9 protein-coding genes are annotated in these 12,476 nt (G+C 72.3%); 7 read left to right on the top strand and 2 right to left on the bottom strand.

The annotated features are described in order from the left end of the window. The first annotated feature begins 28 nt into the window (after window positions 1-28). Window positions 29-2,521, top strand: coding sequence for a LuxR C-terminal-related transcriptional regulator (locus AB0C87_RS16875; RefSeq protein WP_360578315.1), 2,493 nt, complete (start codon window positions 29-31; stop codon window positions 2,519-2,521). A gap of 9 nt (window positions 2,522-2,530) precedes the next feature. Here AB0C87_RS16875 and AB0C87_RS16870 read toward each other — a convergent pair whose 3' ends face one another. Both AB0C87_RS16870 and AB0C87_RS16865 read right to left on the bottom strand, forming a co-directional pair. Further along, complete coding sequence (locus AB0C87_RS16870; protein ID WP_360578313.1) at window positions 2,531-3,139, bottom strand: hypothetical protein; 609 nt, start codon at window positions 3,137-3,139, stop codon at window positions 2,531-2,533. Continuing rightward, a complete protein-coding gene (locus AB0C87_RS16865) occupies window positions 3,136-3,531 on the bottom strand; it encodes a rhodanese-like domain-containing protein (RefSeq protein WP_345172249.1) in 396 nt (131 codons plus the stop codon). The genes AB0C87_RS16870 and AB0C87_RS16865 overlap by 4 nt, the downstream gene beginning before the upstream one ends. 262 nt (window positions 3,532-3,793) lie before the next feature. Between AB0C87_RS16865 and AB0C87_RS16860 the strand changes: the two genes are divergently transcribed. From AB0C87_RS16860 to AB0C87_RS16835, 6 genes are all read left to right on the top strand, one after another. Next, entirely contained in the window at window positions 3,794-5,179 is a 1,386-nt protein-coding gene (locus tag AB0C87_RS16860) for a serine hydrolase (RefSeq protein WP_353831267.1), read from the top strand. Continuing rightward, window positions 5,176-6,219 carry a membrane dipeptidase gene (locus tag AB0C87_RS16855; RefSeq protein ID WP_353831268.1) on the top strand — a complete coding sequence of 348 codons (1,044 nt, stop codon included), beginning with the start codon at window positions 5,176-5,178 and terminating at the stop codon, window positions 6,217-6,219. The genes AB0C87_RS16860 and AB0C87_RS16855 overlap by 4 nt, the downstream gene beginning before the upstream one ends. 166 nt (window positions 6,220-6,385) lie before the next feature. Beyond that, window positions 6,386-8,479 (top strand): ABC transporter ATP-binding protein, encoded by a 2,094-nt coding sequence (locus tag AB0C87_RS16850; protein ID WP_360578310.1) that lies wholly within the window; start codon window positions 6,386-6,388, stop codon window positions 8,477-8,479. A gap of 64 nt (window positions 8,480-8,543) precedes the next feature. Beyond that, window positions 8,544-9,494, top strand: a complete 951-nt coding sequence (locus tag AB0C87_RS16845) for an ABC transporter permease (RefSeq protein ID WP_360353355.1) — start codon at window positions 8,544-8,546, stop codon at window positions 9,492-9,494. Between the two features lie 20 nt (window positions 9,495-9,514). Beyond that, window positions 9,515-10,408, top strand: coding sequence for an ABC transporter permease (locus AB0C87_RS16840; protein WP_345172260.1), 894 nt, complete (start codon window positions 9,515-9,517; stop codon window positions 10,406-10,408). Between the two features lie 196 nt (window positions 10,409-10,604). Continuing rightward, window positions 10,605-12,467, top strand: coding sequence for an ABC transporter substrate-binding protein (locus AB0C87_RS16835; RefSeq protein WP_360578308.1), 1,863 nt, complete (start codon window positions 10,605-10,607; stop codon window positions 12,465-12,467). The last annotated feature ends 9 nt before the right edge of the window (window positions 12,468-12,476 follow it).

The following is a 12,476-nucleotide window of genomic DNA, read 5'->3' as shown; positions in this document are numbered from 1 at the left end:
GTCCGCCGATGACGGGATACTCCAAGGGGTGGGATCGGACGTCTTTCCGGACGAGCTGCGGGCGGCGGGGGTGACGCCCCGCGAGCTGGAGATCTTCTGGCTCGTCGGGGACCGCCTGCACAACCAGGAGATCGCCGACGTCCTGCACGTGTCGGAGCGGACCGTGGAGAGCCACGTGTCGGCCCTCCTCCGCAAGCTCGGCGGCCCGGACCGGCGAGCCTCGCCGAACCGGCTGATCCTGGTCGAGGCGGCGGAGCGGCTGAAGGCGCTCCGGGACGCCGCCGCCCTGCCCAGGCCGCTGTCCTCGTTCGTCGGACGGGACCGGGAGATCGACGACCTGCGCCGGCTCGTCGGCTCCCACCGGCTGCTGACGCTGACGGGGCCCGCCGGGACCGGCAAGACCCGGCTCGCGCTGCGGCTGGCGGGCCTGGCGACCGCACTGCCGCCCGCGGTCCTGGTCGACTTCGCCCGCGCCGCGCCCGGCCGGAGCGCGGAACGGGAGTTCGCCGACGCGCTCGGACTCCTCGCCGGGGAGGGCGACGGCTCGCGCGCCCAGATCCGTGCCGCGCTCGCGAAGGGGCGGCACTGGCTCCTCGTCGACAACTGCGAGCACGTGGCCGACGGCGCGGCGGCGTTGCTCGCGGATCTGCTGGCCACCACCCGCGGCCTTCACGTGCTGGCCACCAGCCACGGGCCGCTGCGGGTGGCGGGGGAGGTCGTGTACGAGATCCCGCCGCTGCCGGTCCCCGAAGAGGGCGACGACCCGGCGGCCGTGCTGAGCGCGGCGTCCGCGCGGCTGTTCGCCGACCGCGCCGCCGCGGTGTCCCCCGGTTTCGAGGTCACCTCGGAGAACGCCCGGCACGTGGCGGTGATCTGCCGCCGGCTGGACGGCCTGCCGCTGGCGATCGAGCTCGCGGCCGCCCGGACCCGCGTGTTCTCCGCGGCGGAGCTGCGGGCCCGGCTCGACGACCGGTTCGCGCTGCTGACCGACGGGGCGCGCGGGGCACCGGCCCGGCACCGCACCCTGGAGGAGGCGCTGAACTGGAGCTACGAGCTCCTGAGCGGCGAGGAGCGGGTGCTGTTCGAACGCTGCTCGGTGTTTCCGGCCACGTTCGACTACGACACCGCGACCCGGATCCTCGGCTACCCGCCGCTGAGCGGGGCCGCCCTCGTCCAGGTCTTCCCGCGCCTCCTGGACCGCTCGTTGATCTCGCGCCGGCGGCAGGACGAGAGGACCGAGTACTGCCTGCTCGACAGCGTCCGCCAGTTCGCGCTCCGGCGGCTCGAGGCGAGCGGGACGGCCGATCGGGCACGGGAACAGCACGCCCGTCACCACCTGGGGCAGGGGGTGGCCGCGCTGACCGACCTCTGCGGGCGCGACCAGGCCGCCGCGCTCCGCTGGTTCGGGCGCCACTGGGCGGACCTGCGGGCCGGGATGCGATGGGCTCTCCAGCGGCAGGACACGACGCTCGCGTGGGAGTTCCTCGCCGGGATCGGCACCGGTTGGGAGGTGCTCGGCGCCCGCGGCGAGCTCTTCGACTGGCTCGACACGCTGCTCGCACATCCCCTTCCGCGAGGCTCGCTGGGCGTCCGAGCCGCGATCACCTGCGCGATCCTGCTCGACTACCAGGACACCGAACGGGCGCGGGGGTTCGCCGAGCAGGCGTATGAGCGTGCCGGGAGCGCCCCGGCGCAGGACCGGGCGCTGGCCCTGCTCGCCCTCGGCTGGACGGCGAGGGCGGCGGTGGTGGCGCGGGGCAGCGAGGTCGGGGTCCTCGAACGGGCCGTCTCCCTTTTCGAGCGGCTGGGCGACGACTGGCATCGCGCGCTGGCGCTGTTCCGCCTCGGGCTGTCCGTGCCGGACGCCCCGGCCGCCCTGGCCCGGCTGGCGGATGCCGCCGACCTCTTCGATCGCCTCCACAACCCGGTCAAGCGCTCCAACTGCCTCTTCCACATGGCCAATGTCGCGATCGAGGACCGCGTCCGTCTCGACGAGGCCGCGACCTGGCTGGCCGAGGCCGGCCGGCTGGCCGGGACCAGCGGCAACGAGCACGAGCGCCTGCACGCCGAGGTCGCGCTCGCCCGCCTCGACCAGGCGCGCGAGGACCACGCCGCCGCCGAACCCCGGTTCGTCCGGTTGCTCTCCGAGTTCCGTCAGATCGGCGACCTGCGCTGCGCGGCACGGTGCCTCCACGGCCTCGGCGGCGCCGCGGCGGCCGCCGGAGACCACCGGCGGGCCCGGCGGCGCCTCGCCGAGGCCCTGGAGATCGCCGTCGGTCTCGGCGACCGGAACGTGCTCGTGACGAGCCTGCTCCTGCTCGCCGGAGCCGACCACGCGACCGGGCGGCCCGACCGCGCCGCGGTCCTGCTGGGCGCCGTCGAGAACCTCGTCCCGGCGCCTCTCGAAAGCCGGGAGCCGCCGCTCCGGGCCGCCCTCCGCGAACGCCTCGGGCCCGACGGCTTCGCCATGGCCCTCGCCACCGGCCGGAGCACCCCGCTCACCGCGCTGCGCTCGCTGTGAACGCTCCGGTCAGCCGAGCTTCGAGGTCTCGTCCTCGATCGGACGGCCATAGTCCACGGCGTCGAGGACGGCCGGGGGAGCGGTGGCGTGGAAGGCGGCGTCCGGACGTGCGCCGAGCGCGCCGTTGACGGCCGAGAACGCGATGCGCAAGGCCGCCAACACCGTGATCGCGAATATCTGGGCATCGTCCCAGCCGGCGTCGCGCAACTCCTGGACGTCTTCCGCGACGGTGCCGTGGGGCCTGCGGGCGACCTTCCGCGCCCAACCGGCCAAAACCCGTTCCCGGGTGGTCAGCCCGGTGTCGGCGCCGCGGAGCACGGCGGCGGCCGTGTCCGCGTCGCTCGCCTCCGCCAGCCGGGAGCCCCAGGCCAGCGCGCAGTAGGAGTCGCCGGCGGCCGAAGCGCACGCGGCGATGAGGACTCCGCGCGTGCGGAAGTCAAGCCCGGCTGCCGCGCCGGCCTCCCCGAGCAGCTCGGAGAGCCCGGCGGCGAGGCCGGGCCGGTGGGCCCACAGCCTGGAGTTGTTCATGACGTGGCCGGTGTCGGCGATGTCCTCGTCGAACATGCGCAGCGCCTCGTCGGTCAGGGGAGGGGCGGCGAGGAAGCCGGCCGCGTTCACCGCTGTCCCGCCTCGAAGGTGACCGGCCGGCCCTGCTCCTTCCAGGCGGCCAGCCCGCCGTCGAGATGCGCGACGTCGGTGTAGCCGAGCTCCTGCAGCGTCTGCGCGGCCAGCGCCGACCTGCCGCCGGAGGCGCAGTAGAGGATCGTCCGCGCGGAGGGGACGAACTCCTCGCGGTGGTACGGGCTGGCGGGGTCCGCCCAGAACTCCAGCATTCCGCGGGGCGCCGGAACCGCGCCCGGGATGGCGCCCTCGCGCCGGACCTCGTCGGGCTCGCGGAGATCGACCAGCGTCACCCCGCCGCCTTCCAGCGCGTCGGCGACCTCCGGCACCGACATGTTGCGCACCTCGTCTCGTGCGCGGGTCACCAGCTGCCGGACGGAACTGCTCATTGCCTCACCTCGAACTCTCGGGTGTCCTTGCCTCCCATCCGACAGGGCCCCGGTAGAACGCACATCCGTGCTCAGTACGGAGACGGCGTCCGGGGAGGCCGCCAAGCCCGCACCCCGCCCTTTCCGGCCATTGTTCTGCTCCGGGGCTCGCAGGGGGCTTGGCCGTGCCCACGAACCGGTGCGCCGCTCGTGGTGGCGGCGAACGAAGAGCGCCGGTCCCGCCGGCCCTATGCTCGTCCGGAGTCGAGCGGGGAGGACACCAGTGTCGAAACTGGACGAGATCGGTGCGTGGCTGCGACACCGGTTGGCGGACCTGCTCGCCGAGAACCGGGTGCCCGGGGCGGCGGTGGCGGTCTGCGCGGGCGGCGAGACGGTCGACGCCGCCGCCGGGGTGCTGAACACGGCCACCGGCGTCGAGGCGACGGTCGACTCCCTCTTCCAGATCGGCTCGATCACGAAGGTGCTGACCGCGACGCTGGCCATGCAGCTGGTCGACGAGGAGAGGCTGGACCTCGACGCTCCGGTGCGGACCTACCTCCCCGAGTTCCGTATCGCCGACGAGCGCGCGGCGGAGCGGATCACCGTGCGTCAGTTGATGTGCCATGTCGCGGGTTTCGAGGGCGACATCTTCACCGACACGGGCAAGGGCGACGACTGCGTCGAGAAGTACCTGGGCGTCCTGCACGAGGTGCCGCAGCTGTTCGAGCCCGGCGAGATGTTCTCGTACAACAACGCCGCCTACTGCGTCCTCGGCCGGATCGTCGAGGTCGTACGGGGGAAGCCGTTCGACGCCTGCATGAGGACGCACCTGTTCGTGCCGCTGGGCCTGACCCACGCCGCGAACGACCCCTACGAGGCGATCATTCACCGAGCGGCGGTGGGACACGTCGAGCAGACGCCGGGCGGCCCGCTCGGGCCCGCCCGGGTCTGGGCGCTGGCGCGCTCGAACGCGCCGGCCGGGTCGATGCTGGCGATGCGCCCTCGCGACCTGCTGGCCTTCGCCCGCATGCATCTCGCCGGAGGGCTCGGCCCGGACGGCGGCTCCGTGCTGAGCCCCGCGAGCGTCAGGGCCATGCAGCAGCCCCAGGTCGGACTGCCCGACATCGACCAGGGCACTGCCTGGGGCCTGGGGTGGGAGCTCTTCGACCTCCCGGGCGGCCGGGTCTTCGGCCACGACGGCAACACCATCGGCCAGTCGGCGTTCCTGCGCGTGGTGCCGGGGCGCGACGTGGCGGTGGCGATCGTCACCAACGGCGGCTCGCCGCGGCGGGTGTACACCGAGATCGCGGGTCGTGTGCTCCGGGAGCTCGGCGGTGTCGAACCGCCGGGGCAGCCGACGCCCGATCCATCCGCGCCTCCGCTGGACGCGTCCCGCTACGTCGGCACCTACACGTCGAGCACCAGTGAGACCACGGTGAGCCAGGACGAGGAGGGGCGGCTCTGGTTGGAGCGCGTCCCCACCGGGATCACCGCCGAGCTGGACGACGCGCCGTACCGGACGGAACTGGTCGCCTGGCGCGGCGATGCGCTGCTCCCGGTCGAGCCCGAGCGCGGCGTCCGCGCCCCGCTCGCCTTCCTCGGCGACGACGGCACGGGGCACGCGATGTATCTGCACAACGGCCGAGCCGACAGGCGCGTGCCGGCGTGAACGGCCTGCACCGGCGCGCTTTCGTCGCCGACATGCACAACGACCTGCTGTGCGCGGTGGTCGCCAGGCCGGTCGACCGCTGGGCGGAGTTCTTCCGGGAGCGCTGGCTGCCGCAGTTGCGGTCCGGCGGGGTGAACCTGGTGACGCTGCCGGTGTTCATCGAGGACCCGTTCCGCCCCGAGGGCGCGCTGCGCCGGACGCTCCGCATGATCGAGGCTGCGCACCGGCTCGCGGCCGGAAACAGCGACGAGGTCGCGTTGTGCCGCGACGGCGCGCAGGTCGACGGCGTCCTCGCGGAGGACCGGATCGCCCTGATCCTGGCGCTGGAGAGCGCTCCCGGCGTGGGCGAGGACGTCGAGCTGCTGGAGACCCTGTTCCGGCTGGGCGTCAGGATCGCGTCCCTGGCGCACTTCGGCCGCACGGCACTGGCCGACGGCAGCGGGGAGGACCGGACCGGTGGCCGGCTCACCCGCGCCGGGGTCGCGGCCTTGGCCGAGATGGAGCGCATCGGCATGCTCTTCGACGTCAGCCACCTCGGCGCCGCCGGCGTCGGGCACGTCCTGGAGCTGGCCTCGCGGCCGGTGATCGCGACGCACTCCTCCGCGCGGGCGCTCCTCGACCACCACCGCAACCTCACGGACGAGCAGATCCGGGGCATCGCCGCGGGCGGCGGCCTCGTGTGCGTCAACTTCTTCGCTCCGTTCCTCCACGAGGACGACCACTCGATCGACCGGTTGATCGACCACCTGGAGCACGTCGCCGGCGTGGCCGGCGTCGAGCACGTCGGCCTCGGCCCCGACTTCGTCAAGGAGGTGCTCGCCGACACCACTCCACCGTGCTGCGAGCGCGCCTTCGTCGAGGGGGTGCCCGCCGACGCGTACCTGCCCGGCCTGGAGGGGCCGGCGGGGATGCCGCTGGTCACCGAGGCACTGCAACGCCGTGGCTGGCCGGAGGACGCCATCGTCGCGGTCCTCGGCGAGAACGTGCGGCGGCTGCTGCGAACCGAGCTCGGCCGGCCCGCCGCCGTCGCCACCGCCTGAGCCCTGTGCGTGGAGGGCGCATGCCGATGCGTCCGGCTCGGTCGGTTCCGTATGCTCCCAGCCGCCCTCACGGCGGTGATCAGTTCGTGCGGACGGACGAACGCGGGCCTGAATGTTCGATGCGCGCTACAAACGCCGCCAGGGGTTTGCGTCCCAGTATCGTCGGGTGGCTAAGGAGAGCGCTGCCGCGCACACGACCGATGGCTCCGAGAACGCGCGTGGGCCCGCGAACGCCGATCGCGTACTGACGATCCGGGATCTGTCGGTCGAGATCCGGCGCGGCGAAAGGGTCGTCCGGCCCGTCTCGGACGTCGACCTGGTCCTGAACCGCGGGGAGACCCTGGGGATCGTCGGCGAGACCGGGTCCGGCAAGTCCATGACCGGGCTCGCGGTCATGGGCATGCTGCCCCCGGGGGGCCGGGTGACCAGCGGGTCGATCGACCTGGGCGGCGAGGAGCTCGTCGGGCTTCCCGCGGCGCGGTACCGGGCCGTTCGCGGCAACGACGTCGCGATGGTGTTCCAGGACTCGATGACCGCGTTGAACCCGACCCGGCGCATCGGGGAGCAGGTCGCCGAACCGGTGCGCCTGCACCACGGCGCGTCGAAGCGGGCCGCGCGCGGGAGGGCCGAGGAGATGCTCGCCCTGGTCGGGCTGCCACGGCCGGCCGAGCTGATGGACGACCATCCGCACCGGCTCTCGGGCGGCATGCGGCAACGCGTGATGATCGCGATGGCGCTCGTCTGCGAGCCGCGGGTCGTCATCGCCGACGAGCCGACGACGGCGCTCGACGTCACGATCCAGGCGGAGATCCTCGATCTCCTCGACGACCTCAGGTGCCGGCTGGGCATGTCGATGATCCTCATCACGCACGACATGGGGGTGATCGCCCGGCACGCCGACCGCGTCGGGGTGATGTACGGCGGGCGCATGGCCGAGTCCGGGCCGACCCGCGCGCTCTTCCGGCGGACGCGGCATCGCTACACGCACGCGCTGCTGTCCTCGATCCCCTCGCTGACCCAGGACCGGCGGGAAGAGCTGTTCAGCATCGCGGGCGCGCCGCCGGACCTGACCGCGGCCCAGCTGGGCTGCCCCTTCGCGCCGCGCTGTGACGCCGCGACGGACCGCTGCCGCGAGGAGCGGCCGGCGCCGTCGGTGGAGGAGGACGGCCATGCCCATGCGTGCTGGCATCCGCCCTCCGGTCCGGCGGCCAGGGTCCGCGCCCGGTTCGCCGCTCCGCCGGAGTCCCTCCCCGAGCCGGGGGCCGCGCCGCGGCTGCGCGTCGTCGACCTGAGGCGCGAGCACCCGGCGGGCGGCGGCGGTCTCTTCGGCGGCCGCCGGACCGTGAAGGCGGTCTCCGGCGTGAGCTTCGACGTGGCGGTGGGCGAGACGTTCGGCCTCGTCGGAGAGTCGGGCTGCGGCAAGTCCTCCCTGGGCAGGATGCTCGTGGCCCTGGACCGGCCCACCTCCGGTGAGGTGATCTTCGATGGCGAACCGGTCACCGGGCTGAGCGCACGGGCCCTCGGACCGCGCCGCACCCAGCTGCAGATGATGTTCCAGGACTCGAACGCCTCCCTCGACCCCCGGATGCGCATCGGCAGGATCCTGCGCGAACCCCTGGCGATCCAGGGCGTCGGCAGGCGCGCCGAGAGGACCGCTCGCGCTCGCGAGCTGCTGCGGGACGTGGGCCTGCCCGCGAGCGTCATGGAGCGCTACCCCCACGAACTCTCCGGAGGGCAACGGCAGCGCGTGGGCCTGGCCCGCGCGCTCGCCCTGGACCCGAAGGTGCTGGTCGCCGACGAGCCGGTCAGCGCGCTGGACGTCTCCATCCGCTCCCAGGTCCTCAACCTCATGCGCCGCGTCCAGATCGAGCGCGGGCTCAGCAGCGTGGTGATCTCCCATGACCTCGCGGTCGTGCGGTACCTGGCCGACCGGGTCGGCGTCATGTACCTGGGCAAGCTGGTCGAGACCGGGACCACCGAGGAGGTGTACGGCGCCGCCGCGCATCCCTACACCGCGGGGCTGCTCGCGGCGGTCCTGGAGGCGCACCCGGAGGCGCGGCGCCCGCCTGCGGGCGCGCGGGCGCGCGGCGAGCCGCCGAGCCCCATCGACCCGCCGAGCGGCTGCCGGTTCCGCACCCGGTGCGCGCTGGCGACCGATCTGTGCGCGGAGACGGAGCCCCTCTTGGAGCCGGTCACCGGGACGCACCAGGTCGCCTGCCACCACCCGTTGCAGCAGCCCGCGGAGCTGACGACCCGATGATCCGTCACCGGTACGCACCAGCGGAGACGTGCTCGCAGACCTCGCCGAAAGGGGATTCGCACAGATGACTTGGTACGTGGTCCGGCGCGTGGCGATCTCGCTCCTCGTCCTGCTCGGGATCTCCGCGGTCGTGTTCTTCCTCCTGCACCTCGTCTCCGACAGCCCGGGGCGCGTCGTCCTGGGCCAGCGCGCCTCGCCCGAGGCGGTCTCGGACTTCAACCGGTCGCACGGGTTCGACCGCCCGGTCGTCATGCAGTACCTCAGCTACCTCGGTCAGCTCCTGCACGGAGACCTGGGGAGGTCGTACAAGCTGAACGCGGACGTCGGGACCCTGCTGCAGCGGAACGTCGGCCGCAGCGCGATGCTCTCGCTGGCCGGCCTCGTCCTGGCGCTCCTGATCGCCGTCCCGCTCGGCATCCTGCAGGCCGTCAGGCGCAACGGCGTCATCGACCGGGTCGCCACGGCGGCGTCGTACGTGCTGTACGCGACGCCGTCGTTCCTGCTCGGGCTGATGCTGATCGCCGTCTTCAGCCAGTCCCTGCCCGTCTTCCCGGCCGAGGCGTCCCAGTCGCACTCCCCCTGGGTGGTGTTCACCGATCCGCGGGCCATGGCGCTTCCCGTCATCACGCTCGCCGCCACCAGCGTCGCGATCTTCTCCCAGTACCAGCGCTCCTCGGCCCTGGACCAGCTCGGCCAGGACTACATCAGGGTCGCGCGGGCCAAGGGACTCCCCGAGCGATTGATCCTGACGCGCCACCTGCTGCGCAACGCCTGCCTGCCGCTGATCACGCTGGTCGGCACGCTCGTCCCCGCGCTCCTGGCGGGCAACCTGATCGTCGAGTCGCTCTTCAACTACCCCGGCCTCGGCCTGCTGTTCCTCAACAGCCTGCAACGCGAGGACTACCCGGTGCTCCTCGCCTACACCCTCATCGGCGGCGTCCTGACCGTGGCCGGCAACTTCGTCGCCGACCTCGTGGTCGCGGCGGCCGACCGGCGGATCGAGCTGAGAAAGTGACCTCACGAGACGTGGACGCCATGACCACTGCGACGGACGCCGCGACAGAGCCCGAGAGCACGACGGCGGGGACCCCGGTCTCGATGCGGTCGGTGCTGCGCCGGCTGCGACGGAACCCGCTCGGTCTCACCGGCGGGCTGCTCCTGGTGCTCCTCGCCGGGCTCTGCTTCCTCGGCCCCCTGTTCCACCCCACCGACCAGACCACCGTGGACCTGGTCAACGCGGCCCTGCCCCCCGGCCCGGGACATCCGCTCGGGACGGACACCAACGGGTTCGACGTGCTCGGACGGCTGATGGAGGGCGGCCGGGTGTCCCTGCAGATCGGGCTGCTCGCCGCGATCTTCGCGACCACGATCGGCACCGTCTACGGCGCCGTCGCCGGACTCGCCGGGGGAGTGGTCGACGGGTTCCTGATGCGGCTGGTCGACGTCATGCTGTCGGTGCCCTTCCTGTTCTTCGTGCTGATCCTGTCGGCCCGGTTCCATGCGAACGCCCTGTCGCTGAGCCTGGTCATCGGAGGGTTCTCCTGGCTCATCTCGGCCCGCCTGGTCCGCGGGGAGGTCCTGACGCTGCGGGTGCGGGAGTTCGTTCTGGCAGCACAGGTGATGGGCTCGTCCCGCCGGCGGCTGATCCTCACGCATCTGGTCCCGAACGCGCTCGGCGTGATCATCGTCAACATCACCTTCCAGGTCGCCGACGCGATCCTCGTCGTCGCCGCCCTGGGATTCCTGGGCTTCGGCCTGACGTATCCCACCGCGGACTGGGGCAGCCAGCTCGCCAGCGGCGTCACCTACATCTCCGCCGGCTACTGGTGGCTGATCTACCCCGTCGGCGGCTGCATCGTCCTCACGGTGCTGGCGCTCAACCTGCTCGCGGACGCGCTTCGCAATGCGGTCGGGAAAAGGACCGACTGAAAGACGGCGTGAAGGACGGCGTGAAGCCCGATCTGTGCGCCGCGACGGACACGGGGCCGAGAAATCGTCGGGTCGACCGAACCCTCGCCGGCGCCGGTGGTGCATCTTCGACCCACGCTGCGGAGGCCCCGACACGCACCGTCCTGGCGTCCCCCATCCCTCCGCGCATCTCCACCCGACATGTAGGGAGCCATCAATGACGCAAAGGTCTGGCCGGCGGCGAGGACGCCTCACCGTGGCGCTCGCCGCGTCGGTCGCCGTGTTCGCCGCGGCATGCGCCGGCGGCGCCGGCGCGACGAAGGACAACGCCCGCGAATACGACACGCTGCCGAAGCAGGCGGGCAGCCCCAAGAACGGCGGGACGGCGACGGTCGCGTTGATCCCGGGTCTCAGCCCCAACTTCATCTACCCCTACCCGCCCGCGTCCGCCAACGGGACCGTCATCGGCCGCGGGCTGATGTGGCGTTCCCTCTACCGGCCCAGCGGCGAGGGCGACAAGATCGTGGACGCCGGGTCGAGCCTGGCCGAGGCCCCCGCCTACAGCCCCGACCGCAAGACCGTGACCATCAAGATGAAGGACTACACGTGGTCCGACGGCGCTCCGGTCACGGCCGAGGACGTCGTCTTCTCCCTCGCCCTCCTCAAGTCCGCGCTCGCGGACAGCCCGGCCAACTGGAGCTTCTACACGCCGGGCCAGTTCCCCGACGGAGTCACGGCGGAGGCCGCCGCGCCTGACACGCTCACCCTCAAGCTGGAGACCGCGTACAACCCGTCGTACCTCCTCTCCATGCTGACGCTGCTGTACGTGATGCCGTCCAAGGAGTGGAACATCGCCCGCACAGGAGGGCCGCACCTGGACTACACGAAGCCGAAGAACGCGACGGCGATCTACAAGTACCTCACGAAGGAGTCCGGGTCCCAGTCCACGTTCGCCAGTAACCCGCTCTGGCAGGTGGTCAACGGGCCGTACCGCCTCAAGGCCTTCGACCCGACGACCGGTTCGTTCTCCCTGGTGGCCAACAAGTCCTACAGCGGCCCGGCCAAGTCGCGGCTCGACCAGATCGACTTCAAGGCGTTCACCTCCGCCGCCGCGGTGCTCAACCAGTTCAAGGCCGGCAACCTGACCGTCGGCACGCTGGACTCCGGCTTCATCACCCAGATCAAGGCGCTGAAGGCGAAGGGGTACAACGTCTACGGCGCCCCCGCGCCCGCCCGGTTCGACTCGCTGACCATCAACTTCAAGAACACCGTCGACAACTTCGACAAGGTCATCGCGCAGGCCTACGCCCGGCAGGCCCTGCAGCGCCTGATCGACCAGCAGGGCTACATCGCCAGCCGGGGCATCTACAACGGCGCCGGCTCCCTGAACTACACCACGGCGGGCAGCGGTTCCCCCTACCCGCCCGAGTTCGGCGACGACCCGCCCTACCCGCACGACCCCGCCGCCGCCGAGAAGCTGCTCACCGACAACGGCTGGAAGGTCGTGCCGGACGGCTCCACGACCTGCGTGCGCCCCGGCACCGGGACGGGCGAGTGCGGCGCCGGCATCCCGCGGGGCCAGACGATCAGCTTCACCCTGGCCTCCGCGAACACCCCGGCCTACGTCGGCGCCCGCGACGTCGCGTTCGCGTCGGCGGCCAAGAAGCTCGGCATCAAGGTCAAGATCGTGACCAAGGCGCTGAACTACATGTACTCCAACTACGGCAACACCTTCGCGCCCGCCAAGAAGAACGAGTGGGCGATGCAGGACAACGGATCGCTGTACCTCGCGGCCGGGTACCCGAGCAGCAACACGGTGTTCAACACGGAGGGCAGCTTCAACCTGGGCAGCTACCGGAACGCCGAGGCGGACAAGCTGATCGACGCCTCGACGTTCGGAGCGGACGCGAAGGTCCTCTCGGCCGAGGTGACCAGCCTCGCGAAGGATCTGCCCGTGCTCTTCCTCCCGACCCCGCACACCCTGGTCGTGTGGAAGGACAGCCTGTCCGGCCCGCCGTCGTCGTTCAACGCCCTGCTCAGCTTCCTGTACTCGCCGGAGCAGTGGTACTTCCACGGCTAGCCCGGACCC

The organism is Actinomadura sp. NPDC048021, from assembly GCF_040653135.1.
Taxonomy (GTDB): Bacteria; Actinomycetota; Actinomycetes; order Streptosporangiales; family Streptosporangiaceae; genus Spirillospora; species Spirillospora verrucosospora.
The sequence above is the reverse complement of the archived record's forward strand: the minus strand, read 5'-3'. Positions and strand labels throughout refer to the sequence as shown.

Bases quoted from the DNA above. Each gene is read 5' to 3' on its own strand.
- AB0C87_RS16865 (WP_345172249.1), bottom strand. From the start codon at position 3,531: ATGAGCAGTTCCGTCCGGCAGCTGGTGACCCGCGCACGAGACGAGGTG.
- AB0C87_RS16835 (WP_360578308.1), top strand. From the start codon at position 10,605: ATGACGCAAAGGTCTGGCCGGCGGCGAGGACGCCTCACCGTGGCGCTC.
- AB0C87_RS16840 (WP_345172260.1), top strand. From the start codon at position 9,515: ATGACCACTGCGACGGACGCCGCGACAGAGCCCGAGAGCACGACGGCG.
- AB0C87_RS16845 (WP_360353355.1), top strand. From the start codon at position 8,544: ATGACTTGGTACGTGGTCCGGCGCGTGGCGATCTCGCTCCTCGTCCTG.